The 22,895-nt window shown below is 70.1% G+C and carries 23 protein-coding genes; 16 read left to right on the forward strand and 7 right to left on the reverse strand.

Annotated elements, in window-relative coordinates:
- Nucleotides 1–186: 186 nt before the first annotated feature.
- Both ACQUQ1_RS03880 and ACQUQ1_RS03885 read right to left on the reverse strand, forming a co-directional pair.
- On the reverse strand, nt 187–1,053 hold the full coding sequence (locus ACQUQ1_RS03880; RefSeq protein ID WP_435062952.1) for a 2-oxoacid:ferredoxin oxidoreductase subunit beta: 867 nt from the start codon (nt 1,051–1,053) through the stop codon (nt 187–189).
- Nucleotides 1,050–2,822, reverse strand: coding sequence for a 2-oxoacid:acceptor oxidoreductase subunit alpha (locus ACQUQ1_RS03885; protein WP_435062953.1), 1,773 nt, complete (start codon nt 2,820–2,822; stop codon nt 1,050–1,052). Before ACQUQ1_RS03885 ends, ACQUQ1_RS03880 begins: the two co-directional genes overlap by 4 nt.
- A gap of 311 nt (nt 2,823–3,133) precedes the next feature.
- On the opposite strand from ACQUQ1_RS03885, the gene ACQUQ1_RS03890 reads away from it, so the two are divergent.
- The gene (locus tag ACQUQ1_RS03890; protein WP_435062954.1) at nt 3,134–3,760 is read left to right on the forward strand and encodes an FAD-dependent oxidoreductase; all 627 of its coding nucleotides are present in this window, start codon (nt 3,134–3,136) and stop codon (nt 3,758–3,760) included.
- Nucleotides 3,761–3,779: 19 nt separating this feature from the next.
- On the opposite strand, the gene ACQUQ1_RS03895 is transcribed toward ACQUQ1_RS03890, so the two are convergent.
- Nucleotides 3,780–5,126 (reverse strand): alkaline phosphatase family protein, encoded by a 1,347-nt coding sequence (locus ACQUQ1_RS03895; RefSeq protein WP_435062955.1) that lies wholly within the window; start codon nt 5,124–5,126, stop codon nt 3,780–3,782.
- A 177-nt stretch (nt 5,127–5,303) separates the two neighbouring features.
- Between ACQUQ1_RS03895 and ACQUQ1_RS03900 the strand changes: the two genes are divergently transcribed.
- Nucleotides 5,304–5,684, forward strand: a complete 381-nt coding sequence (locus ACQUQ1_RS03900; RefSeq protein WP_435062956.1) for a DUF7536 family protein — start codon at nt 5,304–5,306, stop codon at nt 5,682–5,684.
- A 68-nt stretch (nt 5,685–5,752) separates the two neighbouring features.
- Nucleotides 5,753–6,169, forward strand: coding sequence for a hypothetical protein (locus tag ACQUQ1_RS03905; RefSeq protein WP_435062957.1), 417 nt, complete (start codon nt 5,753–5,755; stop codon nt 6,167–6,169).
- A 38-nt stretch (nt 6,170–6,207) separates the two neighbouring features.
- On the opposite strand, the gene ACQUQ1_RS03910 is transcribed toward ACQUQ1_RS03905, so the two are convergent.
- From ACQUQ1_RS03910 to ACQUQ1_RS03925, 4 genes are all read right to left on the reverse strand, one after another.
- On the reverse strand, nt 6,208–7,512 hold the full coding sequence (locus ACQUQ1_RS03910) for a potassium channel family protein (protein WP_435062958.1): 1,305 nt from the start codon (nt 7,510–7,512) through the stop codon (nt 6,208–6,210).
- 62 nt (nt 7,513–7,574) lie between these two features.
- Nucleotides 7,575–8,042 (reverse strand): PaaI family thioesterase, encoded by a 468-nt coding sequence (locus ACQUQ1_RS03915; RefSeq protein ID WP_435062959.1) that lies wholly within the window; start codon nt 8,040–8,042, stop codon nt 7,575–7,577.
- A 90-nt stretch (nt 8,043–8,132) separates the two neighbouring features.
- A complete protein-coding gene (locus ACQUQ1_RS03920; protein ID WP_435062960.1) occupies nt 8,133–8,801 on the reverse strand; it encodes a DUF502 domain-containing protein in 669 nt (222 codons plus the stop codon).
- A gap of 87 nt (nt 8,802–8,888) precedes the next feature.
- The gene (locus tag ACQUQ1_RS03925; protein WP_435062961.1) at nt 8,889–9,728 is read right to left on the reverse strand and encodes a proline dehydrogenase family protein; all 840 of its coding nucleotides are present in this window, start codon (nt 9,726–9,728) and stop codon (nt 8,889–8,891) included.
- Between the two features lie 111 nt (nt 9,729–9,839).
- On the opposite strand from ACQUQ1_RS03925, the gene ACQUQ1_RS03930 reads away from it, so the two are divergent.
- The 13 genes from ACQUQ1_RS03930 (at nt 9,840) to ACQUQ1_RS03990 (ending at nt 22,893) form a co-directional block, all read left to right on the forward strand.
- Entirely contained in the window at nt 9,840–10,388 is a 549-nt protein-coding gene (locus ACQUQ1_RS03930) for a CDP-2,3-bis-(O-geranylgeranyl)-sn-glycerol synthase (protein WP_435062962.1), read from the forward strand.
- A gap of 117 nt (nt 10,389–10,505) precedes the next feature.
- The gene (locus tag ACQUQ1_RS03935) at nt 10,506–11,012 is read left to right on the forward strand and encodes a hypothetical protein (protein ID WP_435062963.1); all 507 of its coding nucleotides are present in this window, start codon (nt 10,506–10,508) and stop codon (nt 11,010–11,012) included.
- 73 nt (nt 11,013–11,085) lie between these two features.
- A complete protein-coding gene (gene pyrE / locus ACQUQ1_RS03940) occupies nt 11,086–11,646 on the forward strand; it encodes an orotate phosphoribosyltransferase (RefSeq protein WP_435062964.1) in 561 nt (186 codons plus the stop codon).
- A 183-nt stretch (nt 11,647–11,829) separates the two neighbouring features.
- A complete protein-coding gene (locus ACQUQ1_RS03945) occupies nt 11,830–12,543 on the forward strand; it encodes a phosphoribosyltransferase family protein (protein ID WP_435062965.1) in 714 nt (237 codons plus the stop codon).
- A gap of 332 nt (nt 12,544–12,875) precedes the next feature.
- Nucleotides 12,876–14,282, forward strand: a complete 1,407-nt coding sequence (locus ACQUQ1_RS03950; protein WP_435062966.1) for an NCS2 family permease — start codon at nt 12,876–12,878, stop codon at nt 14,280–14,282.
- A 125-nt stretch (nt 14,283–14,407) separates the two neighbouring features.
- Nucleotides 14,408–15,826, forward strand: coding sequence for an aryl-sulfate sulfotransferase (locus tag ACQUQ1_RS03955; protein ID WP_435062967.1), 1,419 nt, complete (start codon nt 14,408–14,410; stop codon nt 15,824–15,826).
- A 275-nt stretch (nt 15,827–16,101) separates the two neighbouring features.
- Entirely contained in the window at nt 16,102–16,434 is a 333-nt protein-coding gene (gene ahaH / locus ACQUQ1_RS03960; protein ID WP_435062968.1) for an ATP synthase archaeal subunit H, read from the forward strand.
- Nucleotides 16,421–18,688: a V-type ATP synthase subunit I gene (locus ACQUQ1_RS03965; protein ID WP_435062969.1), complete on the forward strand. Its 2,268-nt coding sequence runs from the start codon at nt 16,421–16,423 to the stop codon at nt 18,686–18,688. Before ahaH ends, ACQUQ1_RS03965 begins: the two co-directional genes overlap by 14 nt.
- Before the next feature lie 203 nt (nt 18,689–18,891).
- Entirely contained in the window at nt 18,892–19,149 is a 258-nt protein-coding gene (locus ACQUQ1_RS03970; protein WP_073306769.1) for a F0F1 ATP synthase subunit C, read from the forward strand.
- 21 nt (nt 19,150–19,170) lie between these two features.
- Complete coding sequence (locus tag ACQUQ1_RS03975; protein ID WP_435062970.1) at nt 19,171–19,755, forward strand: V-type ATP synthase subunit E; 585 nt, start codon at nt 19,171–19,173, stop codon at nt 19,753–19,755.
- Nucleotides 19,748–20,800: a V-type ATP synthase subunit C gene (locus tag ACQUQ1_RS03980; protein WP_435062971.1), complete on the forward strand. Its 1,053-nt coding sequence runs from the start codon at nt 19,748–19,750 to the stop codon at nt 20,798–20,800. Before ACQUQ1_RS03975 ends, ACQUQ1_RS03980 begins: the two co-directional genes overlap by 8 nt.
- Nucleotides 20,797–21,120 carry a V-type ATP synthase subunit F gene (locus ACQUQ1_RS03985; protein WP_435062972.1) on the forward strand — a complete coding sequence of 108 codons (324 nt, stop codon included), beginning with the start codon at nt 20,797–20,799 and terminating at the stop codon, nt 21,118–21,120. Before ACQUQ1_RS03980 ends, ACQUQ1_RS03985 begins: the two co-directional genes overlap by 4 nt.
- Before the next feature lie 9 nt (nt 21,121–21,129).
- On the forward strand, nt 21,130–22,893 hold the full coding sequence (locus ACQUQ1_RS03990) for an ATP synthase subunit A (RefSeq protein WP_435062973.1): 1,764 nt from the start codon (nt 21,130–21,132) through the stop codon (nt 22,891–22,893).
- Nucleotides 22,894–22,895 lie beyond the last annotated feature (2 nt).

Here is a 22,895-nt window from a genome sequence, read left to right on the forward strand (position 1 = left end):
TGTAATCAACATTGTGTGATCAGTTGTAGAGATACCTGAATTTCTGCGGGGTCACTACGCACCGTACCGCGAGCGAGCCAGCCGAAGGCTGGCGAGCGAGCGGCCTTTTGATCATGAACGGGTTTTGGCGGGGTTCGACGAGCGAGCGCCGAAGGCGCGAGCGAGGAGGACCCCGTTAAAAGTGGTTCAGTAGAACTCCCGCACGAGGTCCATCGCGCCCTCGGGGGCGCCGTCCTCGTCGATGTCGGCCATGTTCGAGTCGAGGCCGTGGGTCTCCTCGTAGGGGACCGAGTCCTCGTCCTGGTAGAGCACGCCCATGTACTCCTTGTCGGCGTCGAGCACCTTCTCCTTGGCCGCCTCGCGGTCGGTGGGGTCGTAGTCCTCCTCCTTCAGGTCGACCAGCGAGTCGCGGAAGTAGTCGTACGTGTCCACGTCGTTGAACGTCACGCACGGCGAGAACACGTTCACGAAGCCGAAGCCGTCGTGCTCGATGGCCCGCTGGACGATCTCCTGGTGACGCAGGGCGTCAGAGGAGAACGACTGCGCGATGAACGTCGCCCCGGAGGCGAGCGCGAGCGCGAGCGGGTTCACCGGCGGCTGCTGGGGGCCCTCCGGCGTCGTCGCCGTCTCGAAGTCCTCCCGGCTGGTCGGGGAGGCCTGCCCCTTCGTCAGCCCGTAGATGCGGTTGTCCATCACGACGTAGCTCATGTCGACGTTGCGGCGGACGGCGTGGACGAAGTGGCCCGCGCCGATGGAGTAGCCGTCGCCGTCGCCGCCGGCGACCATGACCTCCAGGTCGGGGTTGGCCATCTTCACGCCCGCGCCGACCGGGAGCGCGCGGCCGTGGACGCCGTGGAGCGCGTAGCTGTGCATGTACGTGCCGATCTTGCCCGAACAGCCGATGCCGGCGACCACGAAGGTGTTGTCGGGGTCGTTGCCCGTCTCCGCGAGCGCCTTCATCATGCCGTTCATCGTCCCGAAGTCGCCGCAGCCGGGACACCACGTGGGCTGTTTGTCGGATTTGAAGTCGGTGAACCTGACCTGGGAACTCATGCTTCCACCTCCTGGCCCTCGTCGGCGGCCAGCGTCTCCCTGATGTCGTCGGCGAGCTCGTCCGCCTTGAACTGCACGCCGTCGTACTTGTTCACGCGCTTCACGCGCTGGAGCGTGTCGTGTTCGAGCACGTCCGCGAACTGCCCCGTCGCGTTACACTCGACGACGATCACCTCGTCGGCGGCCTCGAACTCCTCGGTGAGGTCCGGCCGCGGGAACAGGTACGGCACCGAGAGGATGCGCACGTCGATGCCGTCCTCCTCGAGGAACTCCAGCGCCTCCACGAGCGTTCCCTCGTTCGACCCCCACGTCACGACCAGGTTCTCCGAGTCGGGGTCGCCGAACTCCCGCGGCGAGAAGTCCTCGCGCTCGCGGGCGGTCTCGACCTTCCGGGTGCGCTTGTCGACCTGCTTCACCCGCATCTCGGTGTCCTCGGTGCGGCGGCCCTGCTCGTCGTGCTCCAGCCCCGTGGACATGTGCGCGCCGCCGGCGGTGCCGGGGAACGCGCGCGGGCTGACGCCGTCGTCGGTGATCTCGTGGGGCTTGAAGCCGCCGGACTCGGTCTGGTGCTCCTCGACGGTGTCCTCGTCGACGACCTTGCCGCGGTCGATCTCGACGGCGTCCATGTCGAAGGCGTCCGGCTCGAACGTCTGCTCGGTGACGGCCATCGCGAGGTCGGACGCGAGGTACACCGGCGTCTGGTACTTCTCGGCGAGGTTGAACGCCTCGACGGTCTTCCAGAAGCACTCGTCGACGGTCGTCGGGGCGAGGACGAACCGCGGGATCTCGCCGTGGCCGCCGTACAGCATCATGTTCAGGTCGCCCTGCTCCTGCTTCGTCGGCATCCCCGTCGAGGGGCCAGAACGCATCACGTCGCAGATGACCAGCGGCGTCTCGGAGGTGGCGACGAGCCCGAACGTCTCGGCCATCAGGTCGATCCCCGGGCCGGAGGTGGCGGTCATCGACCGCGCGCCGGCGCGGGCGGCGCCCAGCGCGAGGTTGATCGCCGCGAGCTCGTCCTCCGCCTGGACCACGTGGCCGCCGAACTGCTCGATGCGGCCCTTCAGGTACGTCATCACGTCCGTCGCCGGCGTGATCGGGTAGCCGGCGTAGTACTTACAGCCGGCGGCGATGGCGCCCATGCCGATCGCCTCGTCGCCGTTGAGCAGGACGTAGTCGTTGTCGGTCGTCTCCAGATCGTAGTCCAGGTCGGCGTCGGCGTAGTGCTCCTGGACGTACTCCTGTCCGAGGCGGGCCGCCTGCTTGTTGTTCTCGACGAGCGCCGTCCCCTTGTCGCCGAAGCGCTTCTTCAGCGAGGAGTCGAGGTGCTCGATGTCGAAGTTCGTCGCCTCGCAGGCGGCGCCCAGGGCGACGACGTTGCGCATGATGGCGCCGCCGGCGTCCTCCGCGAGGCTCTTGAGGGGCACGTCGAGCCCGATCATCCCCTCGGGGATCTCGACGTCGGCCATCGTGGTCCGCTCGCCGTCGTAGATGATGACCGACCCCTCGTGCAGTTCGTCGAGGTTCTCCTCGATCGTTCGGGGCGTGAGCGCGACGAGGACGTCCAGCCGGTCGACGACCGACCGGACCTTCTCCGTGGACGTGCGCACCTTGTACGCGGTGTACCCGCCACGGATACGGGAGGCGAAGTCCTTCGACGTGAAGACGTGTCGACCCGCCCGGGAGAGCGCCTGCGCGAAGATCTTCCCGGTGGAGTCGATGCCATCGCCGGCCTCCCCGCCGATGGCCCAGTTGAAGTCCGCTGGCATGCTGGTCACACCTTCCCACGGTCGGTGGAAAAGCCTTCTGAATGGGGGGAGTCCGTGTTTCCGCGGGATCGTCGGACGAACGAACGTTCCTCGGAACGTATGTGGTATCGAATCCCCGAAGAATTGCCGGACGACCCACGAACGATCGATTCTGTCCGTCTCACGGCGACGGCGTGCGGGGACGGTTCGACCCCGCAGATCGCGGTACGACACGCGTACGACGTGGCTTCGACGGGCGACGACTGGCGGGTGGCGCGGGGAGGCAGACGGGAAGCGACAGCTTCGGGTACCCCGCGGGGCAAGGCCGGCGTATGGACGCCACAGTCGCGGTGCGGTCGGTCGCGGAGGTCGGACCGGACACGGTCGCGGTGACGCTGGACTCGCCGGAGGGCTTCGACGGGAAGCCCGGGCAGTTCGTGCGCCTCACCGCGACCGTCGACGGGGAGGAGCAGTCGCGGTTCTACACGATCTCCTCGCCCGACACCGAGGGGAGCTACGAGACGACCGTCGGCCTCGACGGCGGCGACTTCTCGGCGTACCTCGCGGACCTCGACGCCGGCGACGAGATCGAGATGAGCGGCCCCTTCGGCGACGACTACTACGAGGGGGAGGCGCGCGCCGTCGTGCTCGCGGGCGGGCCGGGGGTCGGGCCGGCGGTCGCCATCGCGGAGGCGGCGCTGGCCGCCGGCAACGAGGCGGCGGTCGTCTACCTGGACGAGGCGCCCGCCCACGTCGAGCGGCTCGACGCCGCCCGCGAGCGGGGCGCGAGCGTCGTCGTCACCGACGGCGACGTCGACGGGGCGGTCGCCGAGGCGGTCACGGGCGCGCCGGGCGAGCAGGCGTTCGTGTACGGCTTCGCCGACTTCGTCGACGCGGCGGTCGGGGCGCTGGACGCGGCGGGCTACGGGGGCGAGGCGAAGATAGAGAACTTCGGGTAGCCGGGTCGCGCGAGTCGGTCTACAGGAGACAGCCGCCGTCGAAGTCGGCGCGCGCGTACTCCACGTCCATCAGGTCGAGGATCGTGGGGGCGATGTCGAGCAGGTCGGCGTCGCCGATGGTCGCGTCGGGGTCGTCGATGAACAGGGTCGCGTTCTCGAAGCTGTGCATCCCGTTGCGGGGCCCCGTCGAGAAGACGCCGTCGTCGTGCGGCTTGAACTTCGCCTTCAGGTCGAAGCCGTGGTTCGGGATCACCGTCAGGTCCGGCGCGATGTCGTCGTGGTCGCCGCGGAACGCCTCCTCCTTCTCGACGACGCGCTTGGCGACCGGGGTGCCGTCCGGCCCCTCCAGCGACTCGATCGCCTCCTTCAGCTCGTCGCGGACGGACTCGTACTCCTCCTCGGGGACGGACCCGCGGGGTTCGCGCCCCTCCAGGTTGAGATAGAGGCGCCCGGGGATGAGCGAGTACGCCCGCGCGTCGTCGGCGATGTCGCCCAGCTCCTCGTGGTCGTCGTCCTCGAACGAGAGCCACCCCTCCTCCTCCAGCCACCGGTTCACGTCGACCTCGTAGTCCTGAACGGTGAAGCCGTGGTCGGAGGCGACGACGAGCGTCACGTCCTCGGGGAGCATGTCGCGGATCCGCCCGACGTAGTCGTCGACCTTCTCGTAGAACTCCATGTACTCCTCGTAGTACTCGCCCTCGCGGGCGTAGTCCTCGAACAGGAAGTGGTTCACCCGGTCGGTCGTCATGAAGACGCCGAAGAACAGGTCCCAGTCGTCCTGCTCGATGTAGTGGGTGAACGCCTCGAAGCGCCTGTCGATGGTCTCGTGGGAGACCTCCATGAACTCGGACTTGTCGTCCTTGTGCCCGAGCTTCGCGTTCGTGTCGATGCGGTAGTCGATCGACTCGAGGTACTCGCGGAGGTCGTCGGGGTACGCCGCCTTGTCGACGCCGGGCGAGAGGAACCCCGAGACCATGCGCTGGACGTTCCGCTGTGGCGGGAACGTCACGGGGACGTTCATCACCGTGGCATCGCGGCCGGCCTCGGCGACGCGGTCCCACAGGCGGGTCGCCTGCACGTCCCGGCCCATCGGCACGTACGTGTCGTAGCTCCCGTTCTCGCGGTCCTGGAAGCCGTACACGCCCGTCTCGCCCGGGTTGACCCCGGTCGTCAGGGCCGGCCAGCAGGCGGACGACTCCGGCGGCACGATGGAGTCGATGTCGCCCGCCGAGCCCTCGTCGGCCAGGGCGGCGAAGTTCGGGAACCGGTCCGGGTGATCCTTCAGCAGCGTGTGCGGCACCCCGTCGATGCCGACGAAGGCGACGCGGGGGTCGTCGTCCCCGCGAAGCCGATCGAACAGTCCCATACCGAGCCGTACCGCGGGGGCGGGTAAAGTAATTCAGGTATTCACCGCCGGTGTCACGGGTCGGAGATATCGGCAACACGTACCGCAACCCCCGCGGCGGGGCGCCGCGGTCGCCGTGTCCGCCTCGCCGCCGGTCGGGACGACGAGGATTTGAGGCGGCGGTCCCAACCGGAGGACGTGAACGAGGACCGCGCGGACACGGACACGGACGACGCCGACGCGGGCGGTGTCGACGCGGGCGGCGGTGTCGACACCGCCGACCCCGCCCCGGCACGCCCCGACCGGCCGCCGATAGCCGGCCTCGTCGAGGCGCTCTCGGTGAAGCGGAACGCCGCGGTCGGCGCGGCCGTCGGCGTCGCGCTCGCGACCGTCGCGTACCTGGTCCGGGCGCTGGAGTTGCTCGGGCCGGCCGGCGGGACCCGGGAGTACCCCGTGCTCGGCGCGGACGGCTTCTTCCTCATGCTGGCGTTCGTGCTGGCCTCGACGACGGCGCTGCTCGTCGCGACGGTGCTCACCGTCCTCGCCGCGGTCCGCGTGCTCCGCACGCCGGTCGAGTGACGCGGGCGTCGCCCCGACGGCGGCGGGCGGCACAACCGCCAATAGCATGGGTCACGTCCCCACACGGCATGGTCGGCGTCACGGCGGACCCGCTCGTCCGGCTCGTCCTCACGGGGGCGCTGTGCCTCGTGCCGACGCTCGCGTTCTACGGCCTGCTCGGCCTCCTCGACCGCATGCGAAACGACGTGCTCGTGGAGCACACCCTGCGGATGGCCGAGGAATCGGGCGACACCTCGGGGCTCGTCGGCGGCCGCCTCGCCCCGGCGGCGCTCGGTGCCGAACGGGACGGTCCGCCCGGCGTGCCGCACGGATCCGGGTCGGGCGACGCGACCGAGTGGGACGACCCGCCCCCGCGACGGCGGCTGGTGCTGTGTTCGGCCTGTGCGACGCTCCGGCCGTCGACGCCGGGACCGTGTCCCTCCTGCGGGGCGCCGCTCGCGGAGGACGAGGAGGGGGGAGGGGGACCCTCGTCGCCGAGGGAGTGAGCGGCGCGCGGTCGACGGGACCCCGGTCGCCTCCGGGATCAGTCAACGTCGAAAGACTCGGGCGACCCCGCGAGCGCGGAGAGCCGCTCGGCGCCCGCGCGGGTGCCCTTCGCGATGAGCACGTCGCCGGCCCGGATCCGCGTCTCCGGGCCCGGCGAGACGACCCAGTCGTCCTCATCGTCGTCCTCACCGCCCCCGTCGCCGTCCGCGTCCGCGACGCCGCCGGCGTCGCTCGACGCGCCCGCGTCGTCGCCCCCTCGGCGGACGGCGATGACGCGCATCCCCGTCTCCGTCTTCACCTCCCGGTCGCCGAGGGTCGCGCCCGCGAGGTCCGACCCGGCGGCGACGGCGAGGCGGACGATCACCTCGTCGGACTCCTCGACGGCCTCGGCGACGACCGGGTGGGTGTCCAGCCCCCGGAGGACGCCCTCGCTGATCTCGACGGCGGCGTCGCTGATCTCCTCGGTCGCGACCGCGAGGTGAACGAGCCCGCGGAGGCTGACGGGGTCGTCGACGCGGGCGGCCGCCCGGAGCGTCCACGCCTCGAACCGGGACTGCAGCGCGTCGACCTCCGCCTCCAGTTCGGAGACCTCCTCGGCGACGCCGCGGCTGTCGAACAGCACCGCGCCGTAGGCCAGGTCGACGGCGAGCTCGCTCATGTTCTTCATCAGCACGATGGAGTCGACCGCCCGCTCCAGGTCCGCGACCGTGGGGTCGGGCGCCTCCGGCGGCTCGTACCGCTCGCCGGAGGCGGCCTCGTACACCTCGCGGAGCCCCTCGTCGAAGCCGCGGAGGAACAGCGTGTCGCCCGCGCGAAGCTCCGTCTCCCGGTCGGGGTTCGTGATCCACCGGGCCTTCCCGGTCGCCTGGTCGCGGCGGACGGCGATGACGCGCACGCCGGTCTCGGTCTCCATGTTGATCGCCGCCAGCGACCGGCCGGCGTACGGCGAGTCGTCCGCGACGGGCGCGCGCACGAGGTTCTCGACCGCCTCCGGCAGCGCCGCCCGCATCGCGTCCGGGAGCCCGACCTCCTCGAGGACGACCTTGGCGATGTCGCCGGCGGCGTCGCTGATCTTCTCGGCCGCGCCGATCATGCCCAGGACCGGCGCCAGCTCCTCCACGTCCTCGGGCGAGCGCGCGGCCATCATCACGCTCATCCGCGCCTGAAGCTGGAGCACGTCCATCCGCGCCTCCAGCGCCAGCACCTCGCGGGCGAGCGCGGGGCTCCCGTGCAGCACCGCCGAGTACGACAGGTCGATGAGCAGCTCCGCGGTGTCCTTCATCTCGGCCAGCACCGCCTTCACGCTCACCGGCTCGTACTCGACGGGCTCGTCTCCGTGCATCGGTCGTGGAGGCGTTCGACGGGCCGACGCAAAAGGGTTGCTCGGGGCCCCGCCGAGCCCGGCTACCCGCGGTCGGCGTCCCGGAACAGGCGGTAGGAGGTCCGCCCCACGGCGACGTCCTTCTGCTCGCCGTCGGGGGCGACGCTGGAGACCAGCGTGTCGGTGAAGCCCATCGACCCGCCGGCGCGCAGCACCTCAGCCTCCACGCGGAGGTCGTTCGTCGCCGGCCGGAGGTACGTCACGTTCAGGTCGGTCGTCGCCAGCGACCCGGTGGTCGGGTCGTCGAACGTCGACCGGAGGGCGAACCCCGAGGCGGTGTCCACCAGCGTCGCCGCGATGCCGCCGTGAACCGAGCTCACCGGCGACCCGGGGTTCACGAGCTTCTCGTCGTACGGGACGGACATGACGATGCGGCCGCGCTCCAGCTCCTCGACCGTCAGGTCGAGCCACGAGAGGAAGCCGTGGCGCTCGATGAACGCCTGCAGGAGGTCGACGTGGTCGGCGTCGATGCGGTCGGTGTCGTCGCGCATGCGCCAACGGGCGCCGGCGGCGCACTTCACGGTTCGGTTCCGCGCGTTCGTCCGTCCCAGCGGCCGCCCGTCCCCGCGGCCGCCCGTGCGCTAGTCCTCCGCGGTCCGGTCCCCGTCCCGCTCGCTGCCGACGACCTCGCCGACGCTGGTCTCCCCGGGCGGCGACCGGCCGGCGCCGTCGCCCTCGCCGAACCCGGCCGAGAGGATCCGCGTGAGCGCCTGCTCGACCTTCTCGTCGGTCTCGGTGATGTCCGCGGGCTCGACCTCCATGACGAACCCGGTTGTGATGTTCGGGGCCGTGGGCAGGAACAGGACCTCGCGGCCGTCGTCGGTGCTCTTGCCGGTCTTGAACGCCGTCATCCGCATGCCGTCCCACGGCTCGACCTTCACCGGCGTCTGGAGGTCCTCGGTGCCGGTGAGCGCCGTCTCGACGGCCAGTTTCGAGGCGTTGTAGATGACGCGCAGGCCGGGGACGCGGTTGATCGCGTCGTCGATGATCCCCTCGGCGAGCCGACCCGCGGTCGTCCGCATGAGGTATCCCGCCGAGAACACGAGCAGGACGAACACGACCAGCGCCGTGACGACCTCCGCGAACTCGTACAGCGGGAGGTATCGGGGGTCGGGGTTGCGCGGGGTGATCGTGGGAACGAACGGCAGCGTCGACAGGAGGCTGTACAGCCAGTTGGCGACGAAGAGGATGACGAGGATCGGGGTGACGACGACCAGGCCGCTCGCGAAGTCGCGCTTCCACGTGGACATTCGGTGTTCACGTGCTTCTGTGGGACGGGGGCATATCAGACCTTCTACACGGGAGGCGAGGAGCCGCCCGCCGCCGCGGGACCCGGTTCAGACGCCGGCGACCGCGCGCAGCGCGAACAGCGCGTTCTCCTTGCGCTCGCGGAGGCGCCGGTAGAAGTACGAGAGCCACTTGTCGCCGTAGGGGGCGTACTGCCACGTCTCGACTCCCTCGGCGGCGAGACGGCGCTGTTCGTCCTCGCGGACCCCCATCAGCATCTGGACCTCGTAGTCGGCGCCGTACTCGGCGGAGAGTTCTCCGGCCAGCGAGATCATCTTCGGGTCGTGGCTCCCCACGGCGATCCCCGCCTCGCGCTCCTTGAACAGGAACTCCAGGTCCTCGCGGTACGCCTCGTTCACGTCCGCCTTGTCCGTGTAGGCGATCGACTCCGGCTCGTCGTAGGCGCCCTTCACCAGCCGGATCTTGCCGGGGACGTCGACGAGGCGGGCGAGGTCCTCGCGCGTGCGCCTGAGGTTCGCCTGCACGCACAGGCCGACGCCGCCGCCGAACTCGCGGGCGAGGCCCTCGAAGGCGTCCAGCGTCGCGTCAGTCGTGTCGGCGTCCTCCATGTCGCACCAGACGAACACGCCGTGCTCGTCGCCGGCCTCGACGACCCGGCGGTAGTGCTCGCGGAACACGTCGGCGCCGATGTCGATGCCGAGCTGGGACGGCTTGACGGAGACGCAGGCGTCGAGGTCGGTGTTCCCGATGTCGCGCAGGAGCGAGACGTACGCCTCGGCGTCGGCGTCGGCGTCCTCCCGGTCGTGGTAGTGCTCGCCGAGGAGGTTGAGGATCACCTTCACGCCGTCCTCGTTGGCCTCCCGGACGTGATCGAAGGCCGCGGCCGGCGTCTCCCCCGCGACGAAGCGGCTGGCGATGGGCGGGATCATGTTCGTGGCAACGCTTGCCGGCCGCGTGTCTTGAGTCTCGTGGATCCCGATCGGGCGACCGGAGCGGGATCCCACGGACTTAACACCGAACGCGAAGCACGCCACCACAGGATGGCCGGACTCGTCGGACTCGTCGCGGGGGCGCTGTGGGCGATGTTGCCGGCGTACGTGCCGAACAACGCCGCGGTGCTGGCGGGCGGCGGCGCGCCGATCGACGGCGGACGGACGTGGGGCGGTCGACGCCTCCTCGGCGACGGCAAGACCTGGCGCGGCACGGCCGTCGGGACGGCCGTCGGCGTCGCGCTCGCGTTCGGACTCAACGCCGTCGCCGACCCGGTCGGCGCGCTCGCCGACGTCGCCCTCCCGACGTTCCCGCCGTCGGCCGCGCTCGGCCTCGCGCTCGGGGCGATGCTGGGCGACATCGGCGCGTCGTTCCTCAAGCGGCGTACCGGCCGCGAGCGCGGCGCGGCGTTCCCCGGGCTCGACCAGCTGGACTTCGTCGTCGGGGCGCTGGCGCTGGCGTTCGTGTTCGCGCCCGGGTGGACGCTCGCGACGTTCTCGCCGGCTCGGGTGGCGGTCGTCCTCGTGGCGACGCCGCTGCTGCACGTCGCGACCAACGGCGTCGCGTACCTGCTCGGCGTCAAGAACGAGCCGTGGTGAGACGCGACGGCCGTCGCGGCCCCGCAGGGTTCCACCGCCACCGCCGCTGCCACCGTCCGAATCACGAGTGAGAATCGGGGCGACGGGGTTTTGCCCTCGCCACGTCGCGGTCGGGACGTGAGCGACCCGGAAGCCGCGGACATCGACGAGGCTCCAGACGACGAGGAGGAGCCGCTGTCGCCCCGCGAGCACGTCCGGACGCAGTTCCCGACCATCGCGCTGGCGTTCATGCTCCTCGCGGCCGCGAGCGTCGCCGGCATCGGCGGCGTCGTCGCCACCGGGATGGGCGGCGAGCCCATCGACCGGCCCGAGGGATTCACCTTCTCGCTGGAGGAGGACGGGGAGGACACCGCCATCGTCGTCACGCACGCCGACGGCCCCGTCCCCTCCGAGGAGCGCGTCGTCGTCGTCGACGAGGCCGGCACGAAGGTCCCCTGGACCGAGCTCAGAACCGACACCGGCGAGGCGCGGATCACCGGCCGGAGCGCGCTCGCGTGCCCGACGCAGGGCGCCACCTACCGCGTCGTCTTCGAGGGCCGGGCGGCCGACCACACCGTCGACGCCTACGAGGTGACCGTCCCGGTCCCCGCGAGCGTCGTCCAGCGGTGCGAGGCGTCGAACTGAGGGGGCGTCGCGTCGCGGATCGCCTCCGGAACGGACCGATAGCCTTTCGCGCCGGGGGGCACCTCCCACGGGTATGAGCGACACCAGCGACGCCGACGACGGCGACCACGACGGCGCGGACGCCGACCTCATCGCCGCGCTCCGCGAGGCGGAGGCGGTCCTGTTCGGGGAGTTCGAGCTCTCCCACGGCGGCACGAGCGACTACTACGTCGACAAGTACCGGTTCGAGACGGACCCGACCTGCCTGCGCCTCATCGCCGACGCGTACGCCGAGCGCGTCGGCGACGCGAAACTCGCGGGCGTCGCGCTCGGCGCGGTCCCGCTCGTCGCCGCGACGGCCGTCGAGACGGACTCGCCGTACGTCATCGTCCGCAAGGCGGCCAAGGAGTACGGCACGGGCAACCGCATCGAGGGCGAACTCGCCGAGGGAGAGGAGGTCGTCGTGCTGGAGGACATCGCCACCACGGGACAGTCCGCGCTGGACGCCGTCGAGGCGCTCCGGGAGGCCGGCGCCGTGGTGAACCGGGTGCTCGTCGTCGTCGACCGCGAGGAGGGCGCCGCGGACCTACTCGCCGACCACGGCGTCGAACTGGAGTCGCTGCTGACCGCCTCGCGTCTCCTCGAGAACCGCTGACCTCCCGGGCCGACTCCACGCCCGACCCCGTCGGGAGGGATCGAGCCCCCGCCGCATCGCCGGGGACGCCCCTATCCGCGGTCGACGCCCACGCGGCCGAGTACCACACGCCTGCACAGGACTGTCGAATATCTCCGGCTCGAAATCCGAAGTGTTCATACTTGCACGAACGAGCATAAGTACATGAACAGGGCCGAGAAGGCCGCCCTGCAGTTGCAGGCGGTCGCCGTGTTGCGGACGCTGAAGGAGACGCGAACGTACGACGAGCTCGCCGAGGTGACCGGCCTGCCCGCGGGCGACCTGAACCGCTACGTCAACGGGCACGTCCTGCCGGGCGCCGAGCGCGCCCGCGAGGTCGTGGAGGGCATCGGCCGCGAGACGCTCGCGGCCGAACTGGAGGCCCGGATCTCGTTCGACGAGGAGGGCTACGTCGACAACTCCGGCGTCGTCTTCGACCAGCCGTTCCTCGACCTGGTCGCGCCCGTCGCGGCCGAGTCGTTCGACTTCGGGACCCCGGACGTAGTGCTCACCGCCGCGACCGACGGCATCACCCTCGGGGCGGCGATGGCGAGCCACTTCGACGCGCGGGTCGCCTACGCGAAGAAGTCGAAGGAGACGGCCGTCGAGGAGTTCATCGAGTCGCGTCAGCGGCTCGCCTCGGGGATCGAGCTCACCTACTACCTCCCCGCGGGCGCCATCGACGCCGGCGAGTCCGTTCTCGTCGTCGACGACCTCATCCGGTCGGGCGAGACCCAGGAGCTCCTGCTCGACATCGCGCTGCAGGCCGACGCGGACGTGGCGGGCGTGTTCGCGCTCATCGCCGTCGGCGAGGAGGGTACCGACCGGGCGTCGGAGATAACCGAGGCGCCGGTGGGGGCGTTGACGCAGTTCGAGTAGGGCGAGGCCGACCGCAGGGAGGCCTCGGACGTACGGCGGCGATGTCCCCGTGCCGAGCCGTCCACGAAACGGGCGTCGTCGAGGGAGCGCAGCGACCGAGACGACGGCGAGCGAACGGGGAGCGGAGCGACCCGTGAGTAGGGCGAGGCCGACCGCAGGGAGGCCTCGGACGTACGGCGGCGAGGTCCCCGTGCCGAGCCGCCACCGGGTGGGTGCCGACGGCGGGACTCGACAAATATCCGATCCGAACACGGCGATATCTATCCACGTTCTCGTATATCTACGTCACTCAAAGCCGAACGCTTAAGTCAAATATGCACAAGCGTGCCGGTATGGCGCTGCACCAGCGGTTGGCGGAGTACTTCGAGTTCGACGAACTCGGGACGGACCTCCGGACCGAGATCGTCGCGGGGATATCCACGTTCCTGACGATGAGCTACATCGTCTTCGTGAACCCGAGCATCCTCGTCGGCATCGAGGGCGAGAAGCCGGGGATCATCGTGGACGGCGTCTCGTACGCACAGACCCTCCAGATGGTGGCGGTCGTCACCCTGATCTCGGCGGCGGTGGCGACGCTGATCATGGCGCTGTACGCGAAACGGCCGTTCGGGCAGGCGCCCGGCCTCGGGCTGAACGCCTTCTTCGCGTTCACCGTCGTCGGCGCGCTCGGCGTCCCGTGGGAGACGGCGCTGGCGGCCGTCGTCGTCGAGGGGCTGCTGTTCATCGCCCTCACCGCGGTCGGGGCCCGCGAGTACGTCATCAACGTCTTCCCGACCCCGGTGAAGCTCGCGGTCGGCACCGGGATCGGGCTGTTCCTCGCGATCATCGGGCTGGAGGCGATGGGCGTCGTCGTCGACGACCCCGCGACGCTGGTGACGCTCGGGTCGGTCGCCTCCGACCCCGTCGCGATCGTCTCGATCCTCGGCCTGTTCCTCACGTTCGGGCTGTACGCCCGCGGCGTCACCGGGTCGGTCGTCATCGGCATCCTGTTCACGACCGCGATCGGCTTCCTCGCGGCGCAGTTCGGCTTCGGCCCGGCGGACGCGCTCGTCGGCAACCTCACGGCGCAGGCGACGTACAACATCGCGCCGCTTGCGGGCGCGTTCGTCGGCGGGCTCTCGACCGTCGAACCGTTCGCCTTCGCGCTCATCGTGTTCACGTTCTTCTTCGTCGACTTCTTCGACACCGCCGGCACGCTCGTCGGCGTCTCGCAGGTGGCGGGCTTCCTCGACGAGGAGGGCGACCTGCCCGACATCGACCGGCCGCTGATGGCCGACGCCGTCGGCACCACCGTCGGCGGGATGCTCGGCACCTCGACGGTGACCACCTACATCGAGTCGGCCGTCGGCGTCGAGGAGGGCGGCCGCTCGGGCATGACCGCGCTCGTCGTCGCGCTGCTGTTCCTGGCGGCGCTGGCGGTCGTCCCGCTGGCGGCGGCGATCCCGCTGTACGCCAGCCACATCGCGCTGGTCGTCATCGGCGTCGTCATGCTGCGCAACGTCGTCGAGGTCGCGTGGGACGACCTGACGGCCGCCATCCCCGCCGGGATGACCGTCCTCGTCATGCCGTTCACCTACTCCATCGCGTACGGCATCGCCGCCGGCATCGTCACCTACCCGCTCGTGAAGGTCGCCGCCGGCCGCGCCGACGAGACGCGCCCCGGCCACTGGGTGCTCGCGGGCGCGTTCGTCGTCTACTTCTTCGTCCGGACGAGCGGCTTCCTCGCCGGCGCGGTCTGAGCCGACGGGGTCGGTCGCACACCGTCGGGGACCGGCCGAGCCACCTCCCGCGACGACCCACCCCCGTTCCCGCGACGCCGGACCGGAGCACAAGAGTTTCGTCCCCGCATCACGGCTTCCGCGGTATGGCTTCCTCCCTCCCAGTCTCGCGGCCGACGGCGGCGCGGGCGCTCGTCGCCCTCGTCGTCGTCGGGCTCTTCGCCCCCGCCGCGGCCCAGGCGCTCGCCCCCGACGACACCGGCACGCCGGGAACCGTAGGACTCGAGGCCGGGACGATCGAGTCCCCGGCGAACGACTCCACCGTGGTCGCCATCCAGGGCTTCCACTTCCAGGGACAGGGCTCGAAAAAGAAGCCCGCGCGCCTCGTGAGCGTCGCGGGGAACGGCTCGACCGAGTGGGTGTACGACGGCTCGAAACAGAACGCGCGGTGGTTCTACGACGTGGACCCGCTCCCGAACGGGAACCTCCTCGTCGTCGGCACCAACCCCGGCGGAACGACCGTCGCCGAGCTGGACCCGGAGACCCGCGAGCCGGTGTGGGCGGAGCGGTTCGACTTCCACGACACCCACGACGTGGACATGCTCCCGAACGGGAACCTCCTGATCGCGAACATGCGTAACTGGGACGAGTCGGCACAGCGCTCGGACGACCGCATCCTCGTGTACAACCGTTCGACGGAGGAGGTCGTCTGGGAGTGGACGTTCCGGAAGCACTACCCCAACTCCACCGACGGCGGCTTCAGCGAGGACTGGACGCACGTCAACGACGTGGACCGCATCGCCGAGGGACAGTACCTCGTCTCCCCGCGCAACTTCGACCAGGCGATCGTCGTGAACCGGTCGACGAAGGCGATCGACTACCGGCTCGGCAGCGACGGGAACCACGACGTGCTGAACGAACAGCACAACCCCGACTGGCTGATGAGCGAGGACGGCGATCCCACGATCCTCGTCGCCGACTCCGAGAACGACCGCGTCGTCGAGTACGAGCGCCGCGACGGCGAGTGGGTCGAGGTGTGGGAGGTCGGCACCGGACAGCTCTCGTGGCCCCGCGACGCCGACCGCCTGCCGAACGGGAACACCCTCATCGTCGACTCGCTCAACCACCGCGTCATCGAGGTGACGCCGACGGGGGAGATCGTCTGGGAGTACTACGCGACCTGGGGGCCGTACGACGCCGAGCGTCTCGGCACCAGCGACGAGTCGAACGGCCCGACGATGGCCGACCAGGGGGTCTCGGGGAGCTACCAGATCTACGGCTCCGCGGGCCTCATCGAGGGGACCGGCGGCTCGCTGACGTTCGCCGCCGCCGTCCAGAACACGTTCGCGGGCACTCCGCTCGGCGGCGCGGCCGAGGAGTTCGCCACCCGTTGGGCGCACGTCACCCCGTGGATCCGGCCGGTCTGGATGGGATCGTGGGCGTTCGCCGGCGCCGTCGCCGGGCTGATCGTCCTGTTCGGCTGGACGGTGACGGAGGTCGCGGTCGCCCGCGACGAGATCCGGAACGGTCTCCGGCGGGCCGTGCGGGACGTTCGGGCGCGATAGCCGACGCTCGGCCGTGGTGCGTCGTGGGCGCCGCGCCCGTACGCTCGCCGCCGTACCACCGCCGTCTCGCTTCGCTCACGGCTCACTTCGTTCAGCCTCACCCGTTCACCGACGCACGCCTCATGGGCGGCTCGGCCAGCAGACCTCGCCGCCGCGTTCCCGTCGTCTCGCTACGCTCACGGCTCACTCCGTTCGCCGTTCGCTCCGCTCGACGACGCGCGCGTTCCGCAAACACCTTATATCGACGTGGCACAACCCACAGACGACGAGTATCCATGCCGAGACCCGAAGTTCTCGAACGCGTGAAGGAGGCCGAAGCCGAGGCCGAGGAACTGATCGCCGAGGCTGAGGCCGACCGCGAGGCGCGGATCTCGGAGGCCCGGTCGGAGGCCGACGAGATCGTCGCCGAGGCCGAGGCGGAGGCCGATCGCATCGAGGAGGAACGCCTCGAGGAAGCGCGCGAGGAGATCGAGGAGAAACGGGAGGAGATCATCGCGGAGGGCCGCCGCGAGCGGAACGAACTCGTCGACGAGGCGAGCGACAGGGTGGACGATGTCGTCGAGTTCGCGGTGGAACGGTTCGAGGAGGCGGTACATGCTCAGGCCTGAGCGGATGAGCAAGGTCTCGGTGACGGGCTCGAAGGCGTACCAGGAGCCGGTCGTCGAGGCGGTCCACGACCTGAACCTCCTGCACGTCACCGAGTACGGCGGCGGCTGGGAGGGGTTCACCCAGGGCAACCCGCAGGCTGGCGCCGAGGACGCGGCGGACAAGTTGGTGACCGTTCGGTCGCTCAAGTCGATCCTCGGCGTCGAGGACGACCACGAGGGGCCGACCCGCGTGCTCGACGACGACGAGCTGACCGAGGAGCTGGAGGAGCTCCGCGAGGAGGTCAACGCGCTGGACGACCGGCGCGACGAGCTCCAGTCGCGACTCCGCTCGGTCGAGGAGCGCATCGAGGCGGTGGAGCCGTTCGCCGACCTCGGGATCGACCTCGACCTGCTGCAGGGGTACGACTCCGTGCAGGTCGCCGTCGGCGAGGGCGACCGCGGGACGATCGAGCGGGCGGTCGTCGACGCGCCCGAGCTCGCCGAGTACGAGGTCTTCGGCGAGGACGTGATCGCGGTGTTCGCCCGTCCCGAGCGCGGCGCCGACGAGGACGCGCTCGCGGACGCGCTGGTGAGCGCCGAGTTCGCCGCCCTGGAGGTGCCGGACGTCGAGGGCGACGACGTCTCGCCCGAGGTGTACGTCAGCGAGCTCGAGAGCGAGCGCGAGGAGATCGAGGAGGAGCTCGACGCCGTCGAGGACGAACTCGACGCCCAGCGTGCGGACGCCGCGGGCTTCCTGCTGGCGGCCGAGGAGAAGCTCGCCATCGAGGTCCAGAAGGCCGAGGCGCCGCTGTCGTTCGCGACGACGCGCAACGCGTTCGTCGCCGAGGGGTGGATCCCCACCGAGCGCTACACCGAGTTCGCCTCGTTCCTTCAGGACGCGGTCGGCAACCACGTCGAGGTCGAGGAAGTCGAGCGCGCCGCCTTCGGGGCCGACGGCGAGGTGCAGGTCCGCGAGGACGTGCCGCCGTCCGTCGAGGAGGCCGGCCCTGAGGAGGGTGTCGAGGAGACCCCCGAGGCCGAGGAGACCGAGGCCCCGCGGGCCGTCGCGGACGGCTCGGGCGGCCCGGTCGTCATGCGCGACGACGACCCGCCGGTGGTCCAGTCGAACCCGGGCATCGTCTCGCCGTTCGAGGTGCTCGTGCAGGCGGTCGGGCGCCCGAACTACCGGGAGTTCGACCCGTCGGTGATCCTGTTCCTGACGTTCCCGGCGTTCTTCGGGTTCATGATCGGCGACCTCGGGTACGGGATCCTCTACACCGCGATCGGCTACTTCCTGTACGCGAACTTCGACTCGAAGGCGTTCAAGTCCATGGGCGGCGTCACCATCGCGGCGGGGATCTTCACCGCGGTGTTCGGCGTCCTCTACGGCGAGTTCTTCGGGCTGCACGTCATCTCGACGTACTTCTGGGAGGGCGTCGTCGGTCTCTCCAGCGCCCCGATCCACAAGGGGCTCCAGCCAGCGGACATCTACTGGGCGCAGGCGTGGCTCGTCGTCTCGACGCTCGTCGCGCTGTTCCACCTGAACATCGGGTACGTCTTCGGGTTCGCCGAGGAGCTCGAGTTCCACGGGGCGAAGGCCGCCATCACGGAGAAGGGCTCGTGGCTGCTGGGCATGAACGGCCTCTGGCTGTTCGTGTTCAGCCGCCTGTACGCGGCCAAGAAGCCCGCGTTCATCTTCACCGTCTTCGACGGGTCCGGCGCGGCGCCGGAGGCGTCCGGCGAGTTCGCCTCCACGGCGTTCGCGCTCGGGTTCAACGGCTTCTCGCCCGTCGTCGGCTACCTCGGGCTCGGGCTGTTCCTCCTGGGCGCGCTCCTGTTGGTGCTCGGCGCGCCGGCGGAGATCCTCGAGATATTCGACGTGCTCGTGAACGTGCTGAGCTACACCCGGATCGCCGCGGTGCTGCTCGCCAAGGCGGGGATGGCGTTCGTCGTCAACCTCCTGTTCTTCGGCGCCTACCAGCATCACGGCGAGTTCCACTTCATGCTCTCGCACGGGCCCGAGTACTACGCGGCCGAGTACGGCCGCGAGGCGATCATGTTCGGCGGGCTGGTCCACGGCGGCGCGGCGGCGCTCGTGGGCGGGCTGGTGATCCTCGTGCTCGGGCACCTGCTCGTGCTCGCGCTGGGCGTCACCTCCGCCGGCCTGCAGGCCGTGCGTCTCGAGTACTACGAGTTCTTCTCGAAGTTCTTCGAGGGCGGCGGCACCGAGTACGAGCCGTTCGGCCGCGAGCGGCGCTTCACCGCCGAGGAGTGACCGTCCCGTCGGGGGGCGCCCCCGGCGCGACCTGCGGCACTGTTCCCGTCCCGATCGGGGCGATCGAATGGGGGTGGTTGGCACGGTAGCGACGCGTGACGACCGCGTATTCGGCCGTCTCGTCGTTCGTTTTGGGAAGCTTTATGCACTCCACAGGTGCAACCACGACTTGTCCGGAGTTAGGCATCCGCCTACCGAATACCATGCTCGAAATCGCACCCGAACTCGCTAACGTCGTACTGCAGGAAGGTAGCAACGCCCCGGCCATCCCGTCCGCGTCCGCCGCGGCGCTGGCGGTCGGTCTGGCCGCGTTCGGCGCCGGTTACGCCGAGCGCGGCATCGGCTCGGCCGCCGTCGGCGCCGTCGCCGAGGACGAGGACCTGTTCGTCACGGGCCTGATCTTCACGGTCCTGCCCGAGACCCTCGTCATTCTCGCACTGGTCACCATCTTCCTGGTCTAAACCGCCCCCTCCCTTTCCACCATGAGTCTGGAGACAGTCGTCGAAGACATCCGAGACGAGGCCCGCGCGCGTGCGGAGGACATCCGCGAAGAGGGCGAGGAGCGCGCAGCGGAGATCGTCGAGGAGGCCGAGGAGGAGGCCGAGAGCATCGTCGCGGAACGAGAACGAGAGGTCGAGCGGCAGATCGAACAGGAGCGCGAGCAGACGCTGTCGGCGGCGAAGCTGGAGGCGAAACAGCAGCGGCTGGAGGCCCGCCGCGACGTGCTGGCGGACGTTCGCGAGGGCACCGAGGAGGCGATCGAGAACCTCGAGGGCGAGCGGCGCGAGGAGCTGACGCGCGCGCTGCTGGACGCCGCCGCCCCCGAGTTCGAGGACGACGAGTCCGTCGCGGTCCACGGCCGGGCCGACGACGAGGAGCTGCTGACGGAGGTCCTCGACGACTACGAGGGCTGGTCGTACGCCGGCGAGCGCGAGTGCCTCGGCGGCGTCGTCGTCGAGAGCGAGGAGTCGCGCGTCCGAGTGAACAACACGTTCGACTCGGTCCTCGAGGAGGTCTGGGAGGACAACCTCAAGGAGCTGAGCGACCGACTGTTCGACGATGAGTAGTCGCGCCGGCACGTCGAACCCCGAGTACGTCAACGCGCGCGTCCGGTCGCGGCGCGCGTCGCTGTACGAGGAGGACGACTACCGGAAGCTGGTACGGATGAGCCCGGCGGAGATCGCCCGGTTCATGGAGGAGTCGTCGGCCTACGAGGACGAGATCAACGCGCTCGGGTCGCGGTTCTCGGGCGTCGACCTGATCGAGTACGCGCTGAACGCGAGCCTCGCGGAGGACTTCGAGGACATCCTCGGCTGGTGTGAGGGCGCGCTGTACGGGCACGTCGCCCGCTACCTGCGCAAGTTCGACGCGTGGAACGTCAAGACCGTGCTTCGCGGGATCTACGCCGACACCGAGCGCGAGGCCGTCGCCGACGACCTCATCCGCGCCGGCGAGTTCGACGACCGCCTGCTGGACCGGCTGCTCGACGCCGACTCCATCGAGGAGGCCGTCGAGGTGCTCGACGGGACGGTGTTCGGCGACTCGCTCGCGGCCGCGCTCGACGACTACGAGTCGACGGGCGTGCTGGTGCCGCTGGAGAACGCGGTCGACCGCGCGTACTACGAGCTGCTGCGCACGGACGACCTCACCGGCGAGGCGCTGGCGGAGTACCGGGAGTTCCTCGAGTCGGAGATCGACTTCCGGAACGCGATCAACGCACTGCGGCTGGCCCGCTCGGGCGCCGACCTGGACCCCTCGGAGTACTACATCGAGGGCGGCGTCCTCTTCTCGGCGGCCGAGCTCCGCCAGCTCGCCTCCAACACCGACGAGCTCGTCCAGCGGATCCGCGAGTCGCGCTACGGCGAGGCGCTCTCGGACGCGCTGAACGAGCTGGAGGAGGCCGACAGCCTCATCGCGTTCGAACGCGCGCTGGAGGCGGCCCTGCTCGAGTACGCGGACTCGCTGGGGCTGGTCCACCCGCTGTCGGTGACGCCGGTCGTGTCGTACGTCCTCGCCAAGGAGCGCGAGGTCGACAACATCCGCGCGATCGCCCGGGGCAAGGAGGCCGGCCTCGGCCCCGAGGAGATCGAGGACGAACTGGTGATCCTATGAGTCAGGAGATCGCGGTCATCGGCAGCCCCGAGTTCACCACGGGCTTCCGGCTCGCCGGCGTCCGCAAGTGCGAGAACGTCCCCGAGGACGAGAAGGACGACCGCCTCGACGAGGCGGTCGAGGGGACGCTCGCGGACGACGACGTGGGCATCGTGGTGATGCGCGACGAGGACCTCGAGCACCTCTCGCGGACGGTCCGTCGGGAGGTCGAGGGGAGCGTCGAGCCCGTGCTGGTGACGCTCGGCGGCGGCGCCGGGAGCGGCCTGCGCGAACAGATCAAGCGAGCCATCGGGATCGACCTGATGGACGAGGACGAGTGAACTGAACACATGAGTCAGGCAACCGAAACCGAGACGGCCGAAGGTACCGGACGCATCAAGAGCGTGAGCGGTCCGGTCGTGAAGGCAGTCGACCTCGACGCCCGGATGAACGACGTCGTCTACGTGGGCGACGAAGGGCTGATGGGCGAGGTCATCGAGATCGAGGGCGACGTCACGACCATCCAGGTGTACGAGGAGACCTCCGGGGTCGCCCCCGGCGAGCCCGTCGAGAACACGGGCGAGCCCCTCACCGTCGATCTGGGACCGGGCATGCTGGACGCCATCTACGACGGCGTCCAGCGCCCGCTCGACGTGCTCGAGGAGAAGATGGGCAGCGCGTTCCTCGACCGCGGGGTCGACGCGCCCGGAATCGACCTCGAGGAGGAGTGGGAGTTCACCCCCGAAGTCGAGGCCGGCGACAGCGTCGAGCCCGGCGACATCGTGGGCGTCGTCCCCGAGACGGTCACCATCGACCACAAGGTCATGGTGCCGCCGGACTACGAGGGCGGCGTCGTCGAATCCGTCGAGGAGGGCGAGTTCACGGTCGACGAGCCCGTCGTCACGCTGGAGAACGGCGAGGAGATCACGATGCGCCAGGAGTGGCCGGTGCGCGAGCAGCGGCCGACCGTCGAGAAGCGCACCCCGCGCACCCCGCTGGTGTCGGGCCAGCGCATCCTCGACGGCCTGTTCCCCATCGCCAAGGGCGGGACGGCCGCCATCCCGGGGCCGTTCGGCTCCGGGAAGACGGTCACCCAGCACAGCCTCGCCAAGTTCGCCGACGCCGACATCGTGATCTACGTCGGCTGCGGCGAGCGCGGCAACGAGATGACCGAGGTGATCGAGGACTTCCCCGAGCTGGAGGACCCGAAGACGGGCAACTCGCTGATGGCCCGCACCTCGCTCATCGCGAACACCTCGAACATGCCAGTCGCCGCCCGCGAGTCGTGCGTGTACACCGGCATCACCATCGCCGAGTACTACCGCGACATGGGCTACGACGTCGCGCTCATGGCCGACTCCACCTCGCGGTGGGCGGAGGCCATGCGCGAGATCTCCTCCCGGCTGGAGGAGATGCCCGGCGAGGAGGGGTACCCCGCGTACCTCGCGGCCCGCCTGGCGGAGTTCTACGAGCGCGCCGGCTACTTCGAGAACCTCAACGGCACCGAGGGGTCGGTGTCGGCCATCGGCGCGGTCAGCCCGCCCGGCGGCGACTTCTCGGAGCCGGTCACCCAGAACACGCTGCGCATCGTGAAGACGTTCTGGGCGCTGGACGCCGACCTCGCCGAGCGCCGGCACTTCCCGGCGATCAACTGGAACGAGTCGTACTCGCTGTACCAGGACCAGCTCGACCCCTGGTTCCAGGAGAACGTCGCCGAGGACTGGCCGGACAAGCGCCAGTGGGCGGTCGACACCCTCGACGAGGAGGGCGAACTGCAGGAGATCGTCCAGCTCGTCGGGAAGGACGCCCTGCCGGAGGACCAGCAGCTCACCCTCGAGGTGGCGCGGTACCTGCGTGAGGGGTACCTCCAGCAGAACGCCTTCATCGACGTGGACATGTACTGCCCGCCCGAGAAGACGTACGCGATCCTGGAGACGATCCAGACGTTCAACGACGAGGCGTTCGACGCGCTCGACGCCGGCGTCCCCATCGAGGACATCACCGGCATCGACGCGGCGCCGAAGCTCAACCGGATCGCCACCCAGGAGGACTGGGAGGAGTACGTCGAGGAACTGCAGGCCGAGATCACCGAGCAGCTCCGCTCGCTCTACTGAAC

Source organism: Halobaculum sp. EA56 (assembly GCF_051195075.1).
Taxonomy (GTDB): Archaea; Halobacteriota; Halobacteria; order Halobacteriales; family Haloferacaceae; genus Halobaculum.

Bases quoted from the DNA above. Each gene is read 5' to 3' on its own strand.
- ACQUQ1_RS03910 (WP_435062958.1), bottom strand. From the start codon at position 7,512: ATGCACGGAGACGAGCCCGTCGAGTACGAGCCGGTGAGCGTGAAGGCG.
- ACQUQ1_RS03890 (WP_435062954.1), top strand. From the start codon at position 3,134: ATGGACGCCACAGTCGCGGTGCGGTCGGTCGCGGAGGTCGGACCGGAC.
- ACQUQ1_RS03955 (WP_435062967.1), top strand. From the start codon at position 14,408: ATGGCTTCCTCCCTCCCAGTCTCGCGGCCGACGGCGGCGCGGGCGCTC.
- ACQUQ1_RS03980 (WP_435062971.1), top strand. From the start codon at position 19,748: ATGAGTAGTCGCGCCGGCACGTCGAACCCCGAGTACGTCAACGCGCGC.
- ACQUQ1_RS03895 (WP_435062955.1), bottom strand. From the start codon at position 5,126: ATGGGACTGTTCGATCGGCTTCGCGGGGACGACGACCCCCGCGTCGCC.
- ACQUQ1_RS03880 (WP_435062952.1), bottom strand. From the start codon at position 1,053: ATGAGTTCCCAGGTCAGGTTCACCGACTTCAAATCCGACAAACAGCCC.
- ACQUQ1_RS03905 (WP_435062957.1), top strand. From the start codon at position 5,753: ATGGTCGGCGTCACGGCGGACCCGCTCGTCCGGCTCGTCCTCACGGGG.
- ACQUQ1_RS03950 (WP_435062966.1), top strand. From the start codon at position 12,876: ATGGCGCTGCACCAGCGGTTGGCGGAGTACTTCGAGTTCGACGAACTC.
- pyrE (WP_435062964.1), top strand. From the start codon at position 11,086: ATGAGCGACACCAGCGACGCCGACGACGGCGACCACGACGGCGCGGAC.
- ACQUQ1_RS03925 (WP_435062961.1), bottom strand. From the start codon at position 9,728: ATGATCCCGCCCATCGCCAGCCGCTTCGTCGCGGGGGAGACGCCGGCC.
- ACQUQ1_RS03990 (WP_435062973.1), top strand. From the start codon at position 21,130: ATGAGTCAGGCAACCGAAACCGAGACGGCCGAAGGTACCGGACGCATC.
- ACQUQ1_RS03965 (WP_435062969.1), top strand. From the start codon at position 16,421: ATGCTCAGGCCTGAGCGGATGAGCAAGGTCTCGGTGACGGGCTCGAAG.
- ACQUQ1_RS03920 (WP_435062960.1), bottom strand. From the start codon at position 8,801: ATGTCCACGTGGAAGCGCGACTTCGCGAGCGGCCTGGTCGTCGTCACC.
- ACQUQ1_RS03885 (WP_435062953.1), bottom strand. From the start codon at position 2,822: ATGCCAGCGGACTTCAACTGGGCCATCGGCGGGGAGGCCGGCGATGGC.
- ACQUQ1_RS03975 (WP_435062970.1), top strand. From the start codon at position 19,171: ATGAGTCTGGAGACAGTCGTCGAAGACATCCGAGACGAGGCCCGCGCG.
- ACQUQ1_RS03970 (WP_073306769.1), top strand. From the start codon at position 18,892: ATGCTCGAAATCGCACCCGAACTCGCTAACGTCGTACTGCAGGAAGGT.
- ACQUQ1_RS03945 (WP_435062965.1), top strand. From the start codon at position 11,830: ATGAACAGGGCCGAGAAGGCCGCCCTGCAGTTGCAGGCGGTCGCCGTG.
- ACQUQ1_RS03915 (WP_435062959.1), bottom strand. From the start codon at position 8,042: ATGCGCGACGACACCGACCGCATCGACGCCGACCACGTCGACCTCCTG.
- ahaH (WP_435062968.1), top strand. From the start codon at position 16,102: ATGCCGAGACCCGAAGTTCTCGAACGCGTGAAGGAGGCCGAAGCCGAG.
- ACQUQ1_RS03985 (WP_435062972.1), top strand. From the start codon at position 20,797: ATGAGTCAGGAGATCGCGGTCATCGGCAGCCCCGAGTTCACCACGGGC.
- ACQUQ1_RS03930 (WP_435062962.1), top strand. From the start codon at position 9,840: ATGGCCGGACTCGTCGGACTCGTCGCGGGGGCGCTGTGGGCGATGTTG.